The sequence below is a fragment of the Mesorhizobium sp. P2_C4 genome, from assembly GCF_056404575.1.
Window position 1 is genome coordinate 900,047 of record NZ_JBFUDT010000002.1, and the last position, 21,050, is coordinate 921,096.

The 21,050-nt window shown below is 64.0% G+C and carries 21 protein-coding genes; 12 read left to right on the forward strand and 9 right to left on the reverse strand.

The genetic code is table 11. From position 1 onward, the window contains the following. The first annotated feature begins 100 nt into the window (after window positions 1-100). From hemF to AC1DX6_RS10740, 5 genes are all read left to right on the forward strand, one after another. Entirely contained in the window at window positions 101-1,015 is a 915-nt protein-coding gene (gene hemF / locus AC1DX6_RS10720) for an oxygen-dependent coproporphyrinogen oxidase (protein ID WP_477312967.1), read from the forward strand. Window positions 1,016-1,324: 309 nt separating this feature from the next. Then, window positions 1,325-1,585: a DUF1344 domain-containing protein gene (locus AC1DX6_RS10725; protein ID WP_477312969.1), complete on the forward strand. Its 261-nt coding sequence runs from the start codon at window positions 1,325-1,327 to the stop codon at window positions 1,583-1,585. Window positions 1,586-1,844: 259 nt separating this feature from the next. Beyond that, complete coding sequence (locus tag AC1DX6_RS10730) at window positions 1,845-2,030, forward strand: DUF1059 domain-containing protein (protein WP_195178660.1); 186 nt, start codon at window positions 1,845-1,847, stop codon at window positions 2,028-2,030. Window positions 2,031-2,320: 290 nt separating this feature from the next. After that, window positions 2,321-2,914: a hypothetical protein gene (locus tag AC1DX6_RS10735; protein WP_477312972.1), complete on the forward strand. Its 594-nt coding sequence runs from the start codon at window positions 2,321-2,323 to the stop codon at window positions 2,912-2,914. A gap of 85 nt (window positions 2,915-2,999) precedes the next feature. Continuing rightward, window positions 3,000-3,983, forward strand: a complete 984-nt coding sequence (locus tag AC1DX6_RS10740) for a S8 family serine peptidase (protein ID WP_477312974.1) — start codon at window positions 3,000-3,002, stop codon at window positions 3,981-3,983. A 97-nt stretch (window positions 3,984-4,080) separates the two neighbouring features. Here AC1DX6_RS10740 and AC1DX6_RS10745 read toward each other — a convergent pair whose 3' ends face one another. Genes AC1DX6_RS10745 through AC1DX6_RS10755 form a run of 3 tightly spaced genes read right to left on the reverse strand, consistent with a single transcriptional unit; the run spans window position 4,081 to window position 6,598 of the window. After that, on the reverse strand, window positions 4,081-5,343 hold the full coding sequence (locus AC1DX6_RS10745) for a CCA tRNA nucleotidyltransferase (protein WP_477312976.1): 1,263 nt from the start codon (window positions 5,341-5,343) through the stop codon (window positions 4,081-4,083). After that, window positions 5,340-5,969: a CoA pyrophosphatase gene (locus AC1DX6_RS10750; RefSeq protein ID WP_477312978.1), complete on the reverse strand. Its 630-nt coding sequence runs from the start codon at window positions 5,967-5,969 to the stop codon at window positions 5,340-5,342. The genes AC1DX6_RS10745 and AC1DX6_RS10750 overlap by 4 nt, the downstream gene beginning before the upstream one ends. Next, the gene (locus AC1DX6_RS10755; protein WP_477313689.1) at window positions 5,969-6,598 is read right to left on the reverse strand and encodes a DUF1285 domain-containing protein; all 630 of its coding nucleotides are present in this window, start codon (window positions 6,596-6,598) and stop codon (window positions 5,969-5,971) included. Before AC1DX6_RS10755 ends, AC1DX6_RS10750 begins: the two co-directional genes overlap by 1 nt. 146 nt (window positions 6,599-6,744) lie before the next feature. On the opposite strand from AC1DX6_RS10755, the gene AC1DX6_RS10760 reads away from it, so the two are divergent. From AC1DX6_RS10760 to AC1DX6_RS10775, 4 genes are read left to right on the forward strand one after another with little or no spacing between them, the layout of a single operon-like run. Continuing rightward, window positions 6,745-7,749, forward strand: a complete 1,005-nt coding sequence (locus AC1DX6_RS10760) for an AAA family ATPase (protein WP_258608890.1) — start codon at window positions 6,745-6,747, stop codon at window positions 7,747-7,749. Continuing rightward, entirely contained in the window at window positions 7,749-8,663 is a 915-nt protein-coding gene (locus AC1DX6_RS10765) for a DUF58 domain-containing protein (RefSeq protein WP_477312980.1), read from the forward strand. Before AC1DX6_RS10760 ends, AC1DX6_RS10765 begins: the two co-directional genes overlap by 1 nt. Further along, on the forward strand, window positions 8,660-11,482 hold the full coding sequence (locus AC1DX6_RS10770; RefSeq protein ID WP_477312982.1) for a DUF4159 domain-containing protein: 2,823 nt from the start codon (window positions 8,660-8,662) through the stop codon (window positions 11,480-11,482). Before AC1DX6_RS10765 ends, AC1DX6_RS10770 begins: the two co-directional genes overlap by 4 nt. 1 nt (window position 11,483) lies before the next feature. After that, a complete protein-coding gene (locus tag AC1DX6_RS10775) occupies window positions 11,484-13,571 on the forward strand; it encodes a hypothetical protein (RefSeq protein WP_477312984.1) in 2,088 nt (695 codons plus the stop codon). Window positions 13,572-13,835: 264 nt separating this feature from the next. Here AC1DX6_RS10775 and clpS read toward each other — a convergent pair whose 3' ends face one another. The 4 genes from clpS to AC1DX6_RS10795 all read right to left on the reverse strand — a co-directional run bounded on the left by clpS (window position 13,836) and on the right by AC1DX6_RS10795 (window position 15,378). Then, window positions 13,836-14,141: an ATP-dependent Clp protease adapter ClpS gene (gene clpS, locus AC1DX6_RS10780; RefSeq protein ID WP_477312986.1), complete on the reverse strand. Its 306-nt coding sequence runs from the start codon at window positions 14,139-14,141 to the stop codon at window positions 13,836-13,838. Between the two features lie 139 nt (window positions 14,142-14,280). Beyond that, the gene (locus AC1DX6_RS10785) at window positions 14,281-14,616 is read right to left on the reverse strand and encodes a hypothetical protein (RefSeq protein WP_477312988.1); all 336 of its coding nucleotides are present in this window, start codon (window positions 14,614-14,616) and stop codon (window positions 14,281-14,283) included. Window positions 14,617-14,781: 165 nt separating this feature from the next. Further along, window positions 14,782-15,039 carry a hypothetical protein gene (locus AC1DX6_RS10790; RefSeq protein WP_477312990.1) on the reverse strand — a complete coding sequence of 86 codons (258 nt, stop codon included), beginning with the start codon at window positions 15,037-15,039 and terminating at the stop codon, window positions 14,782-14,784. 39 nt (window positions 15,040-15,078) lie between these two features. Beyond that, on the reverse strand, window positions 15,079-15,378 hold the full coding sequence (locus tag AC1DX6_RS10795) for a hypothetical protein (RefSeq protein WP_477245907.1): 300 nt from the start codon (window positions 15,376-15,378) through the stop codon (window positions 15,079-15,081). 230 nt (window positions 15,379-15,608) lie between these two features. Between AC1DX6_RS10795 and AC1DX6_RS10800 the strand changes: the two genes are divergently transcribed. From AC1DX6_RS10800 to AC1DX6_RS10810, 3 genes are all read left to right on the forward strand, one after another. Further along, entirely contained in the window at window positions 15,609-16,325 is a 717-nt protein-coding gene (locus AC1DX6_RS10800) for a response regulator (protein WP_477312992.1), read from the forward strand. Then, window positions 16,322-17,731, forward strand: a complete 1,410-nt coding sequence (locus AC1DX6_RS10805) for an ATP-binding protein (protein WP_477312994.1) — start codon at window positions 16,322-16,324, stop codon at window positions 17,729-17,731. Before AC1DX6_RS10800 ends, AC1DX6_RS10805 begins: the two co-directional genes overlap by 4 nt. 92 nt (window positions 17,732-17,823) lie before the next feature. Then, entirely contained in the window at window positions 17,824-18,246 is a 423-nt protein-coding gene (locus AC1DX6_RS10810) for a YciI family protein (protein ID WP_477312996.1), read from the forward strand. A 27-nt stretch (window positions 18,247-18,273) separates the two neighbouring features. On the opposite strand, the gene AC1DX6_RS10815 is transcribed toward AC1DX6_RS10810, so the two are convergent. Further along, a complete protein-coding gene (locus tag AC1DX6_RS10815; protein ID WP_477312998.1) occupies window positions 18,274-19,755 on the reverse strand; it encodes a pyridoxal phosphate-dependent decarboxylase family protein in 1,482 nt (493 codons plus the stop codon). Window positions 19,756-19,780: 25 nt separating this feature from the next. Continuing rightward, the gene (locus AC1DX6_RS10820) at window positions 19,781-20,866 is read right to left on the reverse strand and encodes a PLP-dependent cysteine synthase family protein (protein WP_477313000.1); all 1,086 of its coding nucleotides are present in this window, start codon (window positions 20,864-20,866) and stop codon (window positions 19,781-19,783) included. Between the last annotated feature and the right edge of the window lie 184 nt (window positions 20,867-21,050).

Genomic DNA, 21,050 nt, shown 5'->3' on the forward strand with positions numbered 1-21,050 from the left:
GAAAGAACCCTTATTCACTTGACCCTTGCACGCAAGAGATTAGGGATCGCGCCCGGAAAAGACGAGTCATTTGTCGGGAAACCGGCAACCGGAGACAGATTTGGAACGACCCGAAATACCTGCAGGGCTGCCGGCCGACATCGAGCAGAAGAAGATGAAGGCGCGGCTTTGGTTCGAAACACTGCGCGAGCGCATCTGCGCCAGCTTCGAGCAGATCGAGCAGGACCTGCAGGGACCGCTGGCCTCATGGTCGCCCGGCCGCTTCGAGAAGACGCCGTGGGAACGCGACGAGGGCCGCGGCGGCGGCGGCACCATGTCGATGATGCATGGCCGTGTCTTCGAGAAGGTCGGCGTCCACACCTCGACAGTCTATGGCGAGTTTTCGCCCGAGTTCAGGAAGCAGATGCCGGGCGCCGAGGAAGACCCGCGCTTCTGGGCGAGCGGCATTTCGCTGATCGCGCACCCGTGGAACCCCAACGTGCCGGCCGTGCACATGAACACTCGCATGGTCGTCACCTCGCGCCAGTGGTTCGGCGGCGGCGCCGATCTGACGCCGGTGCTCGACCGCCGCCGCGTCCAGGATGACCCCGACACGATTGCCTTTCATCGCGCCATGCAGTTCGCCTGCGAGAAGAATCCGGCGGTTGCCGATTACCCGAAATTCAAGGCCTGGTGCGACGAGTATTTCTTCCTGCCGCACCGCAACGAACCGCGCGGCACCGGCGGCATCTTCTTCGATTGGCTGCATTCGGGTGAGGAGAGCGGCGGCTGGAATGCCGATTTCAACTTCGTCCAGGACGTCGGCCGCTCTTTTCTCGTCGTCTACGGCCATCTGGTGCGGGCCAACTTCAACGAAAACTGGACCGATGGCGACCGTGACGAGCAGCTCATCCGCCGTGGCCGCTACGTCGAATTCAATCTGCTTCACGATCGCGGCACCATCTTCGGACTGAAGACAGGCGGCAATGTCGTCTCGATCCTGTCCAGCCTGCCGCCCGAGGTAAAGTGGCCGTAAAATTCCGGTGAGCGGGATGTGAACCGCAATCAGGTCCCAATCGATCGAATGCGGCCTGGAATGTGGCACCAGACGCCTGGGAAATTATCTTTTTCGTCTAATAGGCACTTGAAATAACAAGGCTATTTGTCGTGCCGGGTCGGGAAGCGCCGGCGGTTCGCCCGAGCAATTTCAGGAAAAGCGTGAAACGGTTTTCCGTTCGGAATTGCGTCAAGAAAAGGCTACCGTGACCCGACGCAACCGGACGGCCCAAGACGATGCGGACCATCTTCCCAAACGGATGTCCGCTTTTTTCCAGGAGTACTTAACATGCGCAAGCTCATTGTTTCGGCCGCCGCCGCTGCCCTTCTTGCCTCCGGTTCGGTCGCGTTCGCCGCGGTCAAGCACACCACCGGCACGGTCAAGACCTTCGATGGAACGGCGCTGAGCCTCGTTCTGGATGACGGATCTACCTTTACGCTGCCCAAGACCTTCAAGGATCCTGGCCTGAAGGCCGGCGAAAAGGTCCGCGTTTCCTGGGACATGAGCGGCAAGAACAAGATTGCCGAAGCAGTCAAGATCGTGAAGTGATGGACCAGCCGGGACAAGACCAATTGGTCTTGTCCCGGGGTAGCGTAAGAGGGCGGAGCAGCGATGCTCCGCCTTTTTGGTCCCGGCTGGCATTCTGCGGCAACCAAAACCATTCATTCGTGTTATGCTTGTCGCCCCGTGCATGACCCAAAAAACCGGATACGGTTTTCGACAAACGATCATGCGCGGAACAAAGCTGCCGGAGTGTCCGTTGCCTGCCCGATGGGCGCGGCGCTCCAAGGAGGAAAGGAGAACTCCAATGAAGCAATTTCACTGCGGATCGCTGGTTCCCGGCTGTGAGTGGCATACGCGCGCCGAGGAAGAAGCCGAAGTCATGCGCCGCGCCGCCGAGCACATGCGCGAGACGCATGGCGAGACGGTCATCCGCGAGACGATGATCGAGGCGATCCGTTCGCGCATCGAGAAAGTCCGCGACGCGGCGTAGCAGAAAAGCGTCGGGCCGGTAGCGCCCGCCATCGGCGTTCTTGGCGCCTTGGCGGGCGATTTTGACAAACGCGGTCACACCAACGCCGAATGGCCTTGGAACATTGCGGCCCATGAATTTCATCCCGACCGTTCTCGGTCGAAAAAACATATTCGCTTCAGCTGAAATAAACCCGGCGGTAACCGAACCCGTGCGACTGTCGCGCGGATAATCCGGCTACAGTGGGCTGATCGAGAAGCCCGTCGCCACCAGGCACTGGTCCGGAATCGGTGGGGCGAGGTGTTTCGCGCATGCGCGAAAAGTCCGGCATTCGAGGCAGTTTCCGCACGACGGCGCTCCTGGTGTCCGCGCTCCTTGGGGCATCTCCGGCGATTGCCCAGGAAATTACGACCCAGGAATTTACGACGTCGCTGGTCGATATACACCAGGGCTCACCGCTCAGCGACCGCGCGAGAGGCCTGGGTGACGGCGGCTATGAGCTGCAGAATGGAAGCTGGCAATCGTTCAACCATTGGTACCGCGCGCGCTGGGTCGACATGCATGTGGACCTGCTCACCCAGATCACGGATGACACCGGCATCCTTTGGGGGTTCGGGACCGGAGAACAGGCAGAGAAGTATCGAATCGAGCCCAGCTTCAAGCTTGGCTTCCTCACTCAGATTCATCCGAGTGCGAACAGCATCCTTTCATTCTCGTTCACCACGACCTTCGGCGGGAGCCTCACCGAAAAGTCCTGCCAAGCCGATTATGGCGACTTGGGCACCTACAACGTCAATTGCCGGCTCGCGGCTGGCGAGATGGCGCCCGAGGAAACCTTGAAATATCTGGTTAACGCTAAACCGGAGAGCCAGCATCTCTGGCTGAATTACCGTGTTACTTTCTGATCGCCAGGGGGCTCATGAGATGTCGAAGAGCCGGCAGAAATTCGCAATCGTCCGTCCTAGCTTTTGTTTGATCCGGGTTAAGAACATGTCAGGTAATCGTTGGAAGTTCGCACTCGCCACAGCTCTCGCCCTCCTGCCGGCAACAATGGCAGCGGCGCAGGATCTCGGTCCGGATCCGCTGGGGGCGCTCTGCGTCGGCGGTCAATCGAACGCTTCCATATGTCTGAGCGCAACGCTGCCGACCGCCACAACGCAGGCCGTGCAAGGCTGGATGAGTTCCGATGTCGGCGCCGCATGGGCTGCAGGCTACAAGGGAAAGGGTGCGACGATTACCATCGTCGACGACTTCTCCAGCACATCGCGTTTCTCCGGCAATTTTGGCCTCGGGGTGCAGAATCAGCGGCATGGCGAATGGACGCGCCAGGAAGCCAGCATGATTGCTCCCCTGGCGACCATCAGATCGAAGGACTTCTCCACGAGTTCGGCGGTCACGCTGGTGCCCGGCCTGAACGTGCTCAATCTGAGCTATGGCATGTACGCCAAGGCGGGCTATAGCCCGAACCAGATCGGATGGAGCGCCGAGGAAGCCTCCATCATCTCCTACGCCACCAAGGGAACAGCCGTCGTTTCGAAGGCAGCGGGCAACGATGCCGTCGCGGTCGGCGGTGTCGTCAGCGGCCAGCAGGACTATCTCGACCTCGCTCTGGTCGGAAAGGCGTCAGCGATCTTCGTCGGCTCGCTCGACGGGAATGGCACGACGTCAGCCAAGACCAAAATGGCCTGGTATTCCAACACTGCCGGCTCCAACCCAGTTGTGCAGAGCCATTTCCTCGTCGTGGGTGTCGCCGGGAACAAGACAGGCCTTTACGGCACCTCTTTCGCCGCGCCGATCATTTCCGGCTACGCCGCGATCGTGGGCAGCAAGTTCACCAACGCAACGCCGACCCAGATCACCAACCAGTTGCTCAACACGGCCCGTACCGACACGCTGGTCAACTATAGCGCCTCCGTCTATGGCAAGGGCGAGGCAAGCCTTTCACGCGCGCTGGCTCCCTTGGCGATCAAGTGAGCGGCGCGACGCCGGTGACGTCGTCGCCTCGGTCGAGCGTGCCGGCAGCATATGATTGGCGGCGTCAAGCTGCAGGGCGCTGCAGCGACGCTAAGCGCTAGGTTTCAAGTGCCTTTGCGGCGCGCTCGAGCAGCGCGCCGCGATCGGGCGCGAAGCCGGCTTCGATCCATTCTCTTTCAAGATTTTTCAGGATGGCGCCAAGCTTCGGTCCTGGTGACGCGCCAAGCTTGGTCAAATCGGCGCCCTTGAGCGGAAACACCGGCTTTTCCCATTTTGCGGCAAAAGCTAGCAGGCGCGAAAAACCGCCGGCTTCGAGCAGTGCATCATTGTCCTCGACGGCGCGTGCCCGCGCTGAAGCCAGCGAAAGCCGCAGCCGATCGACAAAGCCCTGGCGATCGCCAAGATAGAGCTTTTTCGCCAATTCGCCCTCGGTCGTCTTCGGCTCGACGGCAGCCGTCAGCGCCCAGTGTCGCAACCGATCGGCTTCGCTGGTGGAAAACTTCAGCCGCTCGGCCAGCACCTTCATGCGCGCCGCGTCGGGCGGCACGATCGCCTCGAGCCTAAGCAGCGGATCCGGTTTCCAGCCCAGCTCCTTTCCGCTTCTGGCCAGCCCGTGAATGGCGTCGATGCCCCATTTCTCGCTTTCGGGCAAAACACTGGTCAGCACGCTGGCCTGGCGCATCCACAGCAAGGCGCGCGACGGATCGGGCGCCGACAAAAGTTTCTTCAGTTCGGACCAGACGCGCTCGGCTGACAGTTGGCCAAGCCCCTCCTTCAGCCGGGCACAGGCCTTCAGCCCTTCGGCGTCGGGCCGGCCGTCGCCATACCAGGCAAAGAAACGGAAGAAGCGCAGGATGCGCAGAAAGTCCTCGCGGATGCGCGCTTCCGGGTCGCCAATGAAACGCAGCCGGCGGGCTTCGATGTCGGCGACACCGCCGACCAGATCGATGACCGTTCCGTCTGCCTCGGCATAAAGTGCATTGATGGTGAAGTCGCGCCGTTCCGCGTCGGCCTTCCAGTCGCGTCCGAACGAAACCTTGGCGCGGCGCCCGTCGGTCTCGATATCGGCGCGCAAAGTGGTGATCTCATAGGGCGTGCCGCCGGCGATCACCGTTACGGTGCCGTGCTCGATGCCGGTCGGCACCGCCTTGAAGCCCGCCGCCTCGGCACGGCGGATGGTTTCCTGCGGCAAGCAAGTGGTGGCGATGTCGATATCGGCGACCGGCTGGCCGATCAGCGTGTTGCGCACCGCGCCGCCGGCGACACGCGCCGTCCCGCCGCCATCCGCCAGTACGGCGAGCAGGCGCTGCAGATGCTTTTCACCGAGCCAGTCGGCTCTGCCGGCGATCGAGACGCTCACGCATAGAGCCTTTCATAGAGCGTGCGGATGATGCCGGCGGTGACGCCCCAGATGCGCTGGTCGCCATAGGGCATATCGTAGAAGAACCATTCGAGATCGTTCCACATACGGCTGTCCCTGGTGTGGTTGGCCGGGTCCATCAGGAAGCGCAAAGGCACTTCGAAGGCGGCATCGACCTCTTCGGCGTTCAACGTCAGGGAAAAACCCGGCTGAACGATAGCCAGCACCGGCGCAATGCGATAACCGCTGCCGGCGACATAATCGGGCATGCGGCCGATGATCTCGATGTGATCCTGGTCGAGCCCGATCTCCTCGAAGGTTTCACGCAGCGCCGCGGCTTCCGGGTTCGGATCGGTGGGGTCGATCGTGCCGCCCGGGAAAGCCACCTGCCCCGAATGGCTGCGCAGCTTTTCCGCCCGCTTGGTCAAAAGAACCGTCGCTTCGCGCCCGTGATCGACGACCGGGATCAGCACGGCGGCATTGCGAAGCGCCTTCAACTGATTGAGCCTGGGATGGCCGGGATTGAAGCGATGGTCGCCAAAATCGTCGCCTTCATGCGCATCCGGCTGGGCCGCGACACGTGTGCGAAAATCCTCGGTGGAAAACGGCGGCGTCACTTGATCCATCACGCGCTCAGCCGCTGCAGCTTTTCGGCCGGCATGATCGGATAGACCTCGCCCTTCGAGCGCACGGCAAACATTTTTCTGCCGCCGACATCGATTTCCTCGCCATGCGCGACCAGCTCATACATCACCGGCCGCGCCACCAGCGCCTCCAGTCGCCCGCGCACCAGCACATAGGGTTTCAGGCCGCCGGTCTCGTCCTCGTCGACGAAGCGCAGCGGATTGCCCGGCCCGGCCTCGACCACATCGCCGACATTGGTGCGAAAAGTGATGATCTGACCGTCGCCGGCGCCGGAAACATCCATCTCGACGGCGATGAAAGGCGCATCGACGATCCGAATGCCGACCTTTTCCACCGGCGTCACCAGATAGGTCTTGCCGTCGGCGTCCTTGCGCAGCACGGTCGAAAACAGCTGCACCAGCGGCATGCGGCCGATCGGCGTGCCCAGATAGAACCAGGTACCGTCCTGTTTGATCTCCATGTCGAGATCGCCGCAGAAGTCGGGATTCCAGCGCTCCACCGGCGCCGCGCCCTTGCCGGCGCGCGTCGCCCGCGAGATCAGCGCCTCGAGTCCCCGCGCTTCGGTGGCGCTCGTAAGGCTTTGTTCGCGATGTTCGGAGCGTTCCGTCATGGTCACGAAATAGTCACTGTTGTTGCGCTTGTCAGCCTAAGTCTGTGATTTAAATTCAAATGCAGGCGCCAGGCGAGGCCGAATCGCGGCATTCTGCGGCACTGAGGGTGCAAGCCGGTATTTCCAACCACAAGGATCGATACGACATGAGCGTGATGATCAAGGAAAGCCCGATCAGCGAAAAGGACATGATCGCCCAGGCCGAGAAGGCCCTGGCCGATATTTCCAGGGTCCGCGACGGCGTCGGCCGTGTCATCTTCGGTCAGGAAAGCGTCGTCGAGCGCACGCTGGTGGCGCTGCTGGCCGGCGGCCATGCGCTTTTGGTCGGTGTGCCGGGTCTCGCCAAGACCAAGCTGGTCGAGACGCTGGGCATCGTGCTCGGCCTCGATTCCCGCCGCATCCAGTTCACCCCTGACCTGATGCCGTCCGACATTCTCGGCTCCGAGGTGATGGAACAGGACGAATTCGGCAAGCGCTCCTTCCGCTTCATCTCCGGGCCGATCTTTGCGCAATTGCTGATGGCCGACGAGATCAACCGCGCCTCGCCGCGCACCCAGTCGGCGCTGCTGCAGGCGATGCAGGAATACCACGTCACCATTGCCGGCGCCCGCCACGACCTGCCGGCGCCCTTCCATGTGCTGGCAACGCAGAACCCGCTGGAGCAGGAAGGCACCTATCCGTTGCCCGAGGCACAGCTCGACCGCTTCCTGATGCAGGTCGACATCCTCTACCCCGAAATCGAGGCAGAGCGCCGCATCCTTTTGGAAACCACCGGCATCGAGGACGCCAAGGCTGAAAACGTGCTGCAGCCGGCGCGGCTGAAGGAGATCCAGACGCTGATCCGCCGCATGCCGGTACCGGAAAGCGTCGTCGAGGCGATCCTCAAGCTGGTGCGCTCGGCCCGCCCCGGCCAGGGCAACGCCGAAACCGACAAGCATGTGGCCTGGGGTCCGGGCCCACGCGCCAGCCAGGCGCTGACATTGTGCGCCCGCGCCCGCGCGCTCTATGATGGACGGCTGGCGCCGTCGGTCGACGACATCCGCGCGCTGGCCGAGCCGGTGCTGCAGCACCGCATGGCGCTGACCTTTGCCGCCCGCGCCGAGGGCACGACCGTGCGTGACGTGGTGGCGAAACTGGCAAAAGGCATCTGATGGCGCGTATCGGCGAAGTCCAGGCACCGGCAGCGACGCGCGACGCGCTCGCCCGTGGCCGGTTGCGGGCGTCGCTGGTGCCAGACCTGCTGGTCGAGGCGCGCCGCCTCGTCAACACCGTGATTGCCGGCTGGCATGGCCGCCGCAAGCGCGGCATTGGCGAGAATTTCTGGCAGTTCCGGCCCTATGTCGAAGGCGATTCCTCGCGCATCGACTGGCGCCGCTCTGCCCGCGACGACCACACCTATGTCCGTGACCGCGAATGGGAGGCCGCCCATACGGTCTGGCTGTGGGCCGACCCCTCGCCTTCCATGCTCTACAAATCGACTGGGGCCACCGTTTCGAAGGAATCGCGCGCGCTGGTGCTGGCGCTGGCCATGGCCGAGCTTCTGTCGCGCAGCGGCGAGCGCATCGCCTGGCCGGGCCTCACCGATCCGTTCACCGCCCGCAACGGCGCTGAGCGCATCGCGGCCCAACTCACCCACGCTGGCGACCTGCCGGCCAAGCCCGACCTGACCGCCATTCGGCGCTTCTGCGACATCGTCATCGTCAGCGATTTTCTCGACCCGGTCGAAGACACCATGGCCTGGCTCGACGTTCTCGCCCGCCACGGTGTGCGCGCGCATCTGATCGAGGTCGCCGACCCCGCCGAGGAAAGCTTCCCCTATGCCGGCCGCACCGAATTCACCGATCCCGAGACCGGCGACAAGCTGACCGCCGGCCGCGCCGAAATGCTGGGCGACGACTACCGCCTGCTTTACACCGCTCGCCGCCAGGAGTTGGCCGGCTGGTGCAAGCGGCTCGGCTGGAGTTTTACCGTCAACCACACCGACCGCCTCGCCTCCGAGGCGCTGGTGCGCCTGCACATGGCGATGACCGCCGATGGCAGCTTTGCCGGAAAGGTCAGCGCATGAGCTGGCTGCCGCTTTCCTTCGGTGCGCCCATGGTGCTATGGGGCCTGCTGGCGCTGCCGGTGATCTGGTGGCTCTTGCGGCTGACCCCGCCCAAGCCGCAATCCGAGGTCTTCCCGCCGCTGAAAATCCTGGCCCGCGTGCTGAAGCGCGAGGAGACGCCGCAGCAGAGCCCATGGTGGCTGACGCTGCTCAGGCTGTTGATGGCAGCCCTCATCGTCGCCGCTTTGGCCGAACCTGTCTTCAACCCGCGCGAAAAGCTGCCGGCAGAGGGCGCGGCGCTGGCGCTGGTCGTCGACAATGACTGGGCAAGTGCGGCCGACTGGGGCAAGCGCGTCGCCACCGCCCAAAGGTTGATCGCCGATGCCGGCTCGAACGGCGTGCCCGTCATCATCGCCTTCACCGCCGAGAAGCCCAATGCCGAGATCGGCCCTTTCGATGCGGCAGCAGCGCTTGACCGGCTGCGCGCCGCGAAACCGCGGTCGATCCCGACCGACCGCCCCGCCGTCTACGCCCGCGTCGCGGCTGCCCTGGAGGCCTTGCCCGGCGCCAGCGTCGCCGTTCTTGCCGACGGACTGGCCGCACAAGGCGACGAAGCCGCCTTCAACACGCTGCTGTCGAAGAACGCCGCCCGCGTCGTCTGGGCCGTCTCCGATCGGCTAACGCTGACCGGCCTGACCAGCGCCGACAACCAGGTCGACGGTTTCGCGCTGACCGCCATCCGCGCGCCGGGCGATCCGGCCCCGGCGCAGGTGACCGCCGGCGCCTTCGATGACAAGGGCCGCCGCATCGCCGACGCGACGCTGACCTTCGCCCCAGGCGAAGCCACAGCCACCAGCACGATGGCGGTGCCGTTCGAACTGCGCAACGACTTCGCCTCGATCGCCCTCGATGGCGAGCGGCAGGCAGGTGCCGTGCGCGTCCTCGACGAGAGCTCCAAGCGCCGCCGGGTCGGGCTGCTGTCGCAGTCCGAGGCCGACCAGGCGCAGCCGCTGCTGTCGCCGCTCTACTATATCAGGCGCGCGCTGCAGCCCTTCGCCGATCTGGTCGAACCGTCGAGCGCCGACCTTGCCGACGCCATTCCGCAATTGCTCGACCAGAAGCCGGCGATGATCGTCATGGCCGATGTCGGCACCATCCCGGAACAGGTCCGGCAAAGGCTGGTCGACTGGGTTGACAAGGGCGGCACGCTGGTGCGCTTCGCCGGGTCACGGCTGGCCGCCGCCGGCAATGACGACGATCTGCTGCCGGTCAGGCTGCGTATCGGCGAGCGCTCGCTCGGCGGCGCGCTGTCATGGACGACGCCGCAGCCGGTCACCGAATTTCCGAAGAACGGCCCTTTTGCCGATCTCGCCCCACCCGCCGAAGTCACCGTCAGCAGGCAGGTGCTGGCCGAGCCGACGCCCGATATCGTCGAACGCACCTGGGCCACGCTGGCCGACGGCACGCCGCTGGTGACCGGATTGAAGAAAGGCAAGGGCACGCTGGTGCTGTTCCATGTCACCCCCGAAGCGACATGGTCGAACCTGCCCATATCAGGCAGCTTCGTCGAGATGCTGCGCCGCATCGTGCAATTGTCACGCAACCAGGGTGCTGCTGTCGCCAATGCCGAAGCCGCCGCCACCTCGCTGGCGCCTTATCGCATGATCGCCGCCGACGGCACTTTGGTGCCGCCGACGCCGGATGCAAGGCCGCTGGTGCCCGGTGCCGGCCCGCTGCCGGTGACATTCGAGAACCCGCCCGGACTCTACGGCTCCGAGGCCGGCGTCTTCGCCCACAATCTGCTCGATGCCGCCAGCACTTTTGCGCCGCTGGTGCGCCCGCAATTCGCGGTGCCGGTCACCACCATCCAGTACGCCTTCGACGAATCGCGCAACCTGAAAGGCCCGCTGGTCACAGCGGCTCTCGTGTTGATGGTGCTCGACACGCTGGCCGTGTTCTGGATGGGCGGCCTGTTGTCACGCCGGCCGCGTCGCGCCCGCACGGCTGCGACCGTGGCGGCCCTTCTGATTGCGCTCAGTGCGCTGTTCGGCCATGCCGACATCGCCCGCGCCGACGATGCCAAGCCCGGCGATGCCCAGGCGATCGAGGACATTTCCAAGACCCGCATCGCCTATGTCCTGACCGGCGAGCCCGGTGTCGATTCGATCAGCCGCGCCGGGCTCGAAGGCCTGACCCGCTTCCTCATCGAGAAGACCGCACTCGAACCGGGAGCGCCCGCCGGCGTCGATATCTCCAAGGACGAACTGTCCTTCTACCCGCTGATCTACTGGCCGATCGACCCTACCGCCCCGATGCCGACCGAAGCCGCCATCGCCCGCATCGATGCCTATATGCAGCAAGGCGGCACGGTTCTGTTCGACACACGCGACCAGTTCGCCAACGGCATCGGCGCCGATTCCACCAGTCCGGCGACGGAGCGGCTGCGCGACATTCTCGGCAATCTCAACGTGCCACCGCTGGAGCCGGTGCCGTCCGACCATGTGCTGACCAAATCCTTCTTCATCCTGCCGGAGTTTCCCGGCCGCTTCAGCGGCAGCCCGCTCTGGGTTGAGGCGTCGCTCGAAGCCAGCAACACCGAAAACCGCCCGGTGCGGGTCGGCGACGGCGTCTCGCCGATCATGATCACCGCCAATGATTTCGCCGGCGCCTGGGCGGTCGACGAGAATGGCGACCCGCTGCTGCCGACCGTGCCGTCGGATCCGATGCAGCGCATCTACGCGCTGCGCGCCGGCGTCAACATCATGATGTACATGCTGACCGGCAACTACAAATCCGACCAGGTGCACGTTCCGGTTCTGCTCGAACGGCTGGGGCAGTGAGATGAACTGGTCGCTCGCCTTCGAACCGCTCATCTCTTGGCCGCTGCTCGCTACCGTGCTGGTGCCGTTGATATTGCTGGCGCTGGTCGGCCTGTGGTTTCGCCAGCGCGGCGCGATCTTCCGCTTCGCCGCTCTGCTGGCGTTGGGCGCCGCTCTGCTCAACCCGGTATTCCTCAGTGAGGAGCGCGAGGCGCTGAAGAGCGTCGTTGCCGTCATCGTCGACCGCAGCCAGAGCCAGGACATTGGCGAGCGCACCAAACAGACCGACGATGCCCTTGCCGGACTTGTGCAGCGTCTTGGCCGCTTCAAGCAGTTTGACGTCCGCGTCGTCGAGGCCGGCAAGTCCGAGGCCGCCGAGGAGCGCACCGACACAAGGCTTTTCGGCGCGCTCGAAAGCGCTTTTCGCGACGTGCCGCCGTCGCGCATCGGCGGCGCCATCATGATCACCGATGGCGAGGTGCATGACGCGCCGGCAGGCAGCCCCGATTTCAATGCCCCGCTGCATGCGCTGATCACCGGCAACGACCACGAGAAGGATCGCCGCATACGCTTCGAGAACGCGCCGCGCTTCGGCCTCGTCGGCAAGCCGCTCGACATGACCTACCGCGTCATCGCCACCGACAACGAAACCGGCTCGGTCGATGTTCGCGTCTCGGTCAATGGCGAGCAGGTCGCGGTCGAAGAGGCGACCATCGGCCAGGCGATGCCGTTGCAGGTGACCATTCCCGGCGCGGGCCGCAACATCGTCGAGCTCTCCATCGACCGTGAGCCGGGTGAACTGACCGATGCCAACAACCGCGCCATTGCGCTGATCGACGGCATCCGCGAGAATCTGCGCGTGCTGCTGGTTTCCGGCGAGCCGCATGCCGGCGAGCGCACCTGGCGCAACCTGCTGAAATCCGACGCCTCGGTCGATCTCGTCCATTTCACCATTTTGCGGCCGCCGGAAAAGCAGGACGGCACGCCGATCAACGAATTGTCGCTGATCGCCTTTCCGACGCGTGAACTGTTCGTCGAGAAGATCAAGGATTTCGACCTGATCATCTTCGACCGCTACCAGCACCGCGACGTGCTGCCGATCCTCTATTACGACTACATCTCCGAATATGTCGAAAAGGGCGGCGCGCTGCTGATTGCGGCCGGCCCCGAATATGCCGGCGAGAGCTCGATCGCCCGCACGCCGCTGATGTCGGCGCTGCCCGCAATGCCGACCGGAGAGGTCATAGACAAGGCCTTCTATCCGCGCCTCACCGATCTCGGCCAGCGCCACCCGGTGACGCGCGGGCTCGATGGCTCGGCGACCGAGCCGCCGCACTGGAGCCGTTGGTTCCGCACCATCGGCGTGCAGAATCCCGAGGGTGAAGTGGTGATGAAGGGCGCCGACAACCGGCCGCTGCTGCTGCTCGACCACAAGGGTGAAGGCCGTGTCGGCATGCTGTTGTCCGACCAGGGTTGGCTGTGGGCGCGCGGCTTCGAGGGCGGCGGCCCGCACGTCCAGCTCTACCGGCGCATCGCCCACTGGCTGATGAAGGAGCCCGAGCTCGAGGAGGAGCGGCTGACCGCCGACGGCCGCGGCATGGTGCTGGAAGTCCGCCGCCAGACGATGAGCGACGACCCTGGCCCGGCGCAGGTCATCACGCCGTCGGGCAAGGCGCTGATCGTCAGGCTCGAAAAATCCGAACCCGGCGTTTTCCTCGGCAGCATCCAGACCAGCGAGATCGGCCTCTACCAGATCGGCAATGGCGACCTGACCGCGCTTGCCCATGTCGGTCCGGTCAACGCGCCGGAGTTCTCCGACGTCATCTCCACCGAGGGCCGGCTGAAAGCACCGGCCGAGGCCACCGGCGGCAGCGTGCGCCGGCTGGCTCAATCATCCGCGCTTGGCGGCGTTGTCAGCGATGTGGCGTTGCCGTCGATCGTGCCGGTCCGCTCCTCGGGTGCCGCCACCGGCGGCGACTGGATCGGCCTGCGCACCACCGACGACAGCGTGCTGAAGGCCGTTTCGCGCGTGCCGCTGTTCGGCGGCTTCCTCGGCCTCGGCCTGCTGCTTTTGGCGATGGGCTCGATGTGGTACCGCGAGGGAAGGTAGCGCCCCTTTTTCCTTCTCCCCGTTTCACGGGGAGAAGGTGCCCGAAGGGCGGATGAGGGGGTGAGAAGCGGTCCGCGCAGCGGACGAAAAGCCAATTGCTTGGCTTTTCGAGCTTCGAACGCCCTGAGCCTGCGAAGGGCCGCCTCTCTGGCCGTCTGTCATCTAATGCGGTGAACCGGCCCCTGCCCTCCGCTATGGCTCCGGGCGTTCGTCGTTTCAATCGACAAATCGTTGTCGATTGATCGCCCTACGGGCGACCACTCCTCACTCCTCCGGCTCCGTCGTGAACATCAGCGGGTAGCCCTTGGCCTTGCCGGCGTCGGTCGCCCGCGTCGCCTTGGTTTCGGCGACGTCCCTGGTGAAGACGGCGACGACGCAGACGCCACGCCGGTGCGCGGTGATCATCACCCGATGCGCCTGGTCTTCGCTGAGTTTGAACTCGCCCTTCAGCACCGTCACCACGAATTCGCGTGGCGTGAAATCGTCATTGACGAGGATGACCTTGTAGAGTTTCGGCCGCTCGGTCTGCGGCTTGACCTGGACACGAGGTTTTGTGGTGATTTCAGGCATGGGAACCGGCAATTCACGCGAGTGTCGCTCTCACTTTGACATGAGCCAAAGCGATCGTCCATTTTGATCCGCTGGCCGACCGCTCTGCGGGCGGCCATTCGCGAATCCACAAGTCTATGTGGGAATTGTCGCCAGCCGTTCAACGGCCATGGCGGCCGAACATCCGGCGCGGCGGGATTTGCCGGGGTGGCGTTGCGGACGCATCCATCCGGCGCTCCATCCAGGCGACGAACGGCCAGGCGACAAAGCAGATCAACACCGTGGCCGTCAGCACGATGAGCACCCAGGTCTGCCACGGCTTGATGTAGTCCCAGTCGCTGGATATTTCCGGCGCAAACAGCGATGGCTCGGTTCGCCCGCTTGCCGGATCCGGCACCGGGCTCGCGGTGAGCAGGATCAAAACCTTGGCCACCCCGCAGACCACAAGGCCGCCGATGACCATTGAACGCAGAATGGACGAAAGCCGCGTCTTCATGCGGATTGTCTTTACCGGGCCGGCATTGCGATCGGGTTAAGGTTACGAACGACGACAGATCGAACAAGCGTGAAAAATCGCTTGTCCGATACGACAAGGCCGCTCCAGCCGGATCTCGACTGAAGCGGCCTTGCTACAAGACAAGCTTGCTACGCCAGTTCTGGATCAGACCTTCTTCGGAGCCTTCTTGGGGGCCTTCTTGACCGGGCACTTATGCTTCTCGGTCACCTTGCAGACCTTGACGGGCTTCTTGGCGGTGACCTTCTTCGGAGCAGCCTTGACAGGCGCAGCGGTGGCCGGAGCAGTCGTCGTGGCAGCAGCAGCCGGAGCAGCAGTCGTGGTGGCGGCGGCGTTGCCGAGAGCCGGCATCGAGAAGGCGAGAGCGACGGCGAGACCGAGAGCGGAGAGGAGGGACTTGTTCATGGCTTCGTTTCCTTTTTTGTGCGGGTCGATTTTTGAGTGTCACTGAACCGGGTCGATAGGTGTCACTCCAAGCAGCTTCAAAGCGTTGGCGAGCATCCGGATCCCCTGTGCCTGTTTCTTGTTGGCGCAGAACCGGTTGCCCTTTCTCTGAAGTGCCTTTGCCGCGGTGACCTGCGTTGCCGTGGCATGGGTTTCGAGGGCTTCATCAAATTGGTGGCTGAGACTGCTGCAACGCTCGCTTCGGGTGATTGCAACCTTTGCGTCCGATTGTTCGACCGCGGCCGTGACGAGCGAAATGCCGAGCAACGCACCCATCAAGCTGATCGAGAACCTTTGCATTGGATTATCCGTAAACCCCGGAGCTAGCGTCGCAGCCGATGACCTGACCGCCACGACACCACTTATGCCCTTGTTTTTTTTCGCGAGTTTTTCCGGACTGTAGAATTTTGTTTCTGGATTGTTTCTGCGAAATCGGCTCTGCAGCCCATCATCGCCGCTGGCCAACATGTGGCCAGAATTCTATCGTGAGGGTGAATGAAGGCTTGGCCACCAACGATGACAGGATCCCCGTGAAATCCGACGCACACATACTGATCGTCGACGACGACAAGGGCATCCGCGACCTGCTCCAGGAATTCTTCCAGAAGCGCGGACTGCGCACGACGGTCGCCGCAGATGGCGTCGAGATGGAGGCCGTCCTGCGGCGGACACAGGTCGACCTCATCGTTCTCGACGTCATGCTGCCCGGCAAGAGCGGCCTGGAATTGTGCCGTGACCTACGCGCCCAGTATTCGACGCCGATCATCATGCTGACCGCGGTTACCGAGACCACCGACCGCGTGGTGGGCCTGGAGATGGGCGCCGACGACTATGTGCCGAAGCCCTTCGACCCACGCGAACTGCTGGCCCGCATCCGCGCCGTGCTGAGGCGCAACGGCGCCGCCGAGCCGCGGCGGCCCAGCACTAGGCAGATCTATCATTTCGCCGGCTGGACGATGGACTGCTCGCGCCGCCGGCTGATCGCGCCCGGCGATGTCAGGGTCGAGCTGACGATGGCGGAGTTCAACCTGCTGCAAACCTTCGTCAAGAGCGCGCAGCGCGTGCTGACCCGCGACCAGCTCATCGAGCTCTCCGGTGGCGACAGCGACTACAGCTTCGACCGCAGCATCGACATTCTGGTCAGCCGTCTCAGGCGCAAGATGGAAGATGATCCCAAGACGCCGAAACTGATCCTCACCGTGCGCAGCGGCGGCTATCAGTTCCTACCCGAGACGACGTCCGAATGAGACGCTTCCTGCCGCAAACCCTGCCCGTCTGGGTGCTGCTCATCGTCATTGCCGGCCTACTGATCAGCCAGGTCGCGACCCTCTACATCGTCTCGCGCGACCGTGCTGCCGCCAATGACGAGGTCGATCTCTACCGGCTCAACGATCGCGCCTTCTCGCTGGTGCAATTGATGCATACCGCGACGCCCGAGCAGCGCAAGGTCACGGCATCCGGTCTGTTCAACGCCACCTACGCGCTCACCGTTTCAGATACGCCCGCGGTCACGTCGTCGATTGCCGGCGATGACGAACTGGCCGAACTGGAAGACATATTGGTCGGGCGGCTGTCGAAATTCGGCATCACCGACGCACGGGTCCGGCGCGATCCAGCGACACATGAAGCCGACATCCCCGGACGCGATGTCGAGGGTCCCGACATCGGCCAGGTCGAGCGCGATCTGCTGGTGCTGGCGGCCGATTTTGCCCAGAGCGACAAGCTGACGGCGTCGGTGCGTTTCGCCGATGGCCAATGGCTGAACTTCACCGAGCCGAACACCCCGGTCGGCCCAATCCTGAGCTTCGACAGCCTGCCGCTCTACTCGCTGATCGCCGGGCTGGTGGTGATCATGTCGATCTGGTCGCTGCGCCGGCTGACCGCGCCCTACCGGATGATGGAAACCGCGGTCAAGCGGATCGGCAACGACCTGAAGAGCCCACCGATCGCCGAAACCGGCAGCCGCGAAATCCGTGCCGCGGCGAAGGCGATCAATGCCATGCAGGTCCGGCTGCGCGACTATGTCGAGGATCGCGAACACCTGGCGGCAGCACTTGCGCATGATTTACGCACGCCGCTGACCCGGATGCGGCTGCGCCTCGAACTGCTCAGGAAATCGACGGCGCGCGAGGCGCTGGCGCACGACCTCGCCGACATCGAGAGCATCGCCAGCTCCGTCATCGATTTCGCCAAATTCGAGGTGACCGAGGAGAAGAGCGAACGCATCGATTTCTGGTCGCTGGTGGAATCGGTCGCCGACGGTTTCGACGACGCCTCGTTCGACAATGACGAAACAAGGTCGCGCGGCCTGATCTGCATCGCGCGACCGGTGGCGCTCCGCCGCTGTGTCACCAATCTCGTCCAGAATGCCGTGACCTACGGCAAGAAGGCGCATCTCAGCCTGCGGCAGTCGGAGAAAATCATCACGCTGACCATTCGCGACGAGGGGCCGGGCATACCGCAAGCCCAGCTCGACGCTGTGTTTGGCTCCTTCGTGCGGATCGAACAGTCACGCAACCGCCAGACCGGCGGCCTTGGCCTCGGCCTGACCATTGCCCGCAACATCGCGCGCGGCGCCGGCGGCGAGATCAGCCTGTCCAATCATCCCGGCGGTGGCCTGCAGACGGAATTGCGCCTGCCGCTGGCAGCTTGAGGCAGCAGACCTCGACCCAGACGGGCCTCAGGGCTGGATCGGTCCATGCATCCTTGCGATACTGCAGCCATTCAGCAGGAGGAAATCGCCGCATGTTCTACGCCATCCTGGCCTACCACGTCGAACAGACAGTCCAGTCCTGGACGCCGCAGGAGGATGCGGCGCTGATGACCGACCTGCTCGAGGTCAATGACCGGTTGACCCGGGACGGAACCCTGGGGCCAGCCGCAAGGCTCGGCGCCACGGCCGACGCTGTCACCCTGCGCGGCCCTGGAGAAGGCATCGTCATCGACGGCCCGTTTGCCGAGACCAAGGAGCAATTGCTGGGCCTCTACGTCATCGACTGCGCTACGCGCGAAGCGGCGATAGAAGTCGCGCGTGATCTCAGGCGCGTCAATCCCACCGCCGTCTACGAAATCCGCCCGATCCTGCTTTATCTTCCCGGCGCTTCGCTTGCCGCCGGCGCGCCGAACGACGATGAAGCATCCGTCAAAGCATCGGCGATCGGCAGCTGAGGAGCAGCCGGCGGGCCCGGCAAAGGGTCAGGCCACTGCCTCCATGAGCGCCTCGCCGAGGCGGACCGTTTCGCTCACCAGAAGCTCCAGATCCTCACGCCGAGTGCGGTGATTGTTGATCGCCACCCTGAGACAATGACGGCCTTGCACCGTGGTGTCGGAAATGGCAGCGGTCCCCTCTTCCTGCAGCCGCAGCATGATCTCGGTGTTCAGCGCCTTCAGCGCGTCTTCGGACATGCCATCGGGCCGGTAGCGGAAGCAGACGATGTTGACGCTGGTCGGCGCCGTCAGCTCCAGCGTCGGTTCAGCCTCGATCAATCCGGCGAGATAGTGCCCTTGGGCGATGTTCTGGTCGATCAGCCGGCCGAATTTTTCGATCCCATGCTCCCGCAGCGCCATCCACACTTTGAGCGCGCGAAAGCCGCGTGTCGTCTGCAGACCGTAGTCATGCAGCCATTGCCCCGAAGCGAGGCCGCGCGGTGTCGATTCCAGATATTCCGGCGTCACCGCAAATGTCTTGCGATGCGCCGACGCGTCCCTGACCAGGGCGCAACCGGCCTCGAACGGTGCGTGCAGCCATTTGTGCGGATCGAGCGCCACCGAATCGGCCCATTCGATACCGGCGACGCGATGGGCATTTTCCGGCGCAATGGCGATCAACGCGCCGATACAGCCGTCGACATGGAACCAGACGTCTTCCTCATGCGCCAGCTTGGCAAGCGCCTGCAGATCGTCGATCGCCCCGGTGTTCACCGTGCCGGCATTGCCGATGATGCAGGCCGGCTTGAACCCGGCCGCACGATCTTCTGATATCGCCGCCCGCAAGGCGGCGATATCGATCCGCAGCCCGGCATCCGTCGAGATACGACGCAGCGCCCGGTTGCCGAGACCAAGCGCTTCCATCGCCTTGCGATGGCAGGAATGCAGCTGATCAGAGCCATAGTAGCGTAGCGGCTTCTCGATGGCGGCAACGCCATGCTCGCGCACGTCGATGCCTGCCTTGGTGTTGCGCGCCACGGTCAGCCCGATGATGTTGGCCATCGAGCCGCCGCTGACCAGCGTACCGCTGGCCGAAGCTGGCAAGCCCAGCATCTGCTTGCACCAGTCGACCACCTGGCTGTCCATCAACGCGGCGGCATGGTTGCCGCCGCCGAGATTGGAGCCCTGGATTGCCGCCAGGAAATCGCCGAGCGCACCGGTGAAATTGCTCGACCCCATGTACCAGGACCAGAAGCGCGGATGGATGTTGCCCATCGGATAGGGCATCACCTTGTCGACGACATCGCCATAGACTTCCACGAGCGGCGTTGGCGATTGCGGCAAGGGTGCTGTGAAGAAGTCCGTCACATCTCCAGGCATCTCCCGCCACACCGGCCGCTCTCTGACGTCGCGCAGGTAGGCGACGGCATCATCAACGATCCGATGCGACAGGATCTGCACATCGGTCCAGTCGCGGGGGTCAAGCGTTTCCTCGCCGGTCGTGGCGGTGAATCCAGGCGTCGCATCCATGCCGGTCGCTCCCGATATGCCGCGGTCACGCCGGGAACTGGCAGCCGGGCGTCGACTGCGAAAGCGCAATCTCGTCGGCGTCCATCTCAGCCTCGATGCCATCGAACAGCGGCGTCGTCATGTAGCGCTCGCCAGTGTCGGGGAGCATGCACAGGATGACCGAGCCGGCCGGTGACTTTTCCGCGATCTGGCGCGCCACGGCGAAGGTGGAACCGCCGGATATGCCGGTGAAGATACCCTCTTTCTGCGCCAGTGCCTTGGCCCATTTCATGCCCTCCGGTCCGGCAATCGGCATCACCTCGTCATAGAGGCTGGCGTCGATCGCCTCCTGCAGCACATTGGGGATGAAATCCGGGGTCCAGCCCTGGATCGGGTGCGGCTCGAAGGCCGGGTGGCTGGCGCTCGGCGCGCCACCAACGCCGCGCTCCTGCGCCTTGCCGCTGCCGACAAGCTGGGCGTTGGCGGGCTCGGTGAGCACGATGCGGGTCTCGGGCCGCTCGCGGCGCAGGACGCGCGCCACGCCGACGACGGTGCCGCCGGTTCCGTAGCCGGTGACGAAGCAATCGAGCCGCGATCCGGCGAAATCGTTGATGATCTCGCGTGCCGTCGTCGCTTCGTGGATGGCGGCGTTGGCCTTGGTCTCGAACTGGCGGGCCAGGAACCAGCCATTGGCTTCGGCCAACTCGACCGCCTTCTTGTACATGCCAAAACCCTTCTGCGCCCGCGGCGTCAGCACCACCTTGGCGCCCAGCATGCGCATCAGCTTGCGGCGTTCGATGGAAAAGCTGTCGGCCATCGTCACCACCAGCGGATAGCCCTTTTGCGCACAGACCATGGCAAGGCCGATGCCGGTGTTGCCGCTGGTTGCCTCGACGATGGTCTGGCCCGGCTTCAGCGTGCCGCTGCGCTCGCCTTCCTCGATGATGTTGAGCGCCAGCCGGTCCTTCACGGATGCTGCCGGATTGAAGAACTCGGCCTTCACATAGATCGTCGCATGGTCCGGGCCGAGATTGTTTATTCGGATCACCGGCGTGTCGCCGACGGTGTCGAGAATGCTGTCGAACAGGCGGCCGCGGCCGGCCGTGGTTCTGATTTTCTGCTGATGCAACATGGATGAACTCCTGGTTTTGCTCACGGGCCGGTTACACACCGGCGGTTTGGGCGGCGAGATTTCGACACCTTGCCGCACTACAGGTCCTTGACGTGCCGCAATGTGGTAAACACCACATTCGGCGCGCATATTTTGCGAGCCGGTGCACTTTGTCGTGTTCGGTGATAAAGCAAGGACTGGAGGG

Excerpts from the sequence above, each read along its gene's own strand:
- AC1DX6_RS10735 (WP_477312972.1), top strand. The coding sequence starts at position 2,321 with ATGCGCGAAAAGTCCGGCATTCGAGGCAGTTTCCGCACGACGGCGCTC.
- AC1DX6_RS10785 (WP_477312988.1), bottom strand. The coding sequence starts at position 14,616 with ATGAAGACGCGGCTTTCGTCCATTCTGCGTTCAATGGTCATCGGCGGC.
- AC1DX6_RS10750 (WP_477312978.1), bottom strand. The coding sequence starts at position 5,969 with ATGGATCAAGTGACGCCGCCGTTTTCCACCGAGGATTTTCGCACACGT.
- AC1DX6_RS10795 (WP_477245907.1), bottom strand. The coding sequence starts at position 15,378 with ATGCAAAGGTTCTCGATCAGCTTGATGGGTGCGTTGCTCGGCATTTCG.
- AC1DX6_RS10760 (WP_258608890.1), top strand. The coding sequence starts at position 6,745 with ATGAGCGTGATGATCAAGGAAAGCCCGATCAGCGAAAAGGACATGATC.
- AC1DX6_RS10820 (WP_477313000.1), bottom strand. The coding sequence starts at position 20,866 with ATGTTGCATCAGCAGAAAATCAGAACCACGGCCGGCCGCGGCCGCCTG.
- AC1DX6_RS10810 (WP_477312996.1), top strand. The coding sequence starts at position 17,824 with ATGTTCTACGCCATCCTGGCCTACCACGTCGAACAGACAGTCCAGTCC.
- AC1DX6_RS10725 (WP_477312969.1), top strand. The coding sequence starts at position 1,325 with ATGCGCAAGCTCATTGTTTCGGCCGCCGCCGCTGCCCTTCTTGCCTCC.
- AC1DX6_RS10755 (WP_477313689.1), bottom strand. The coding sequence starts at position 6,598 with ATGACGGAACGCTCCGAACATCGCGAACAAAGCCTTACGAGCGCCACC.
- AC1DX6_RS10730 (WP_195178660.1), top strand. The coding sequence starts at position 1,845 with ATGAAGCAATTTCACTGCGGATCGCTGGTTCCCGGCTGTGAGTGGCAT.
- AC1DX6_RS10805 (WP_477312994.1), top strand. The coding sequence starts at position 16,322 with ATGAGACGCTTCCTGCCGCAAACCCTGCCCGTCTGGGTGCTGCTCATC.
- AC1DX6_RS10770 (WP_477312982.1), top strand. The coding sequence starts at position 8,660 with ATGAGCTGGCTGCCGCTTTCCTTCGGTGCGCCCATGGTGCTATGGGGC.
- AC1DX6_RS10740 (WP_477312974.1), top strand. The coding sequence starts at position 3,000 with ATGTCAGGTAATCGTTGGAAGTTCGCACTCGCCACAGCTCTCGCCCTC.
- AC1DX6_RS10775 (WP_477312984.1), top strand. The coding sequence starts at position 11,484 with ATGAACTGGTCGCTCGCCTTCGAACCGCTCATCTCTTGGCCGCTGCTC.
- AC1DX6_RS10815 (WP_477312998.1), bottom strand. The coding sequence starts at position 19,755 with ATGGATGCGACGCCTGGATTCACCGCCACGACCGGCGAGGAAACGCTT.
- AC1DX6_RS10765 (WP_477312980.1), top strand. The coding sequence starts at position 7,749 with ATGGCGCGTATCGGCGAAGTCCAGGCACCGGCAGCGACGCGCGACGCG.
- AC1DX6_RS10790 (WP_477312990.1), bottom strand. The coding sequence starts at position 15,039 with ATGAACAAGTCCCTCCTCTCCGCTCTCGGTCTCGCCGTCGCTCTCGCC.
- clpS (WP_477312986.1), bottom strand. The coding sequence starts at position 14,141 with ATGCCTGAAATCACCACAAAACCTCGTGTCCAGGTCAAGCCGCAGACC.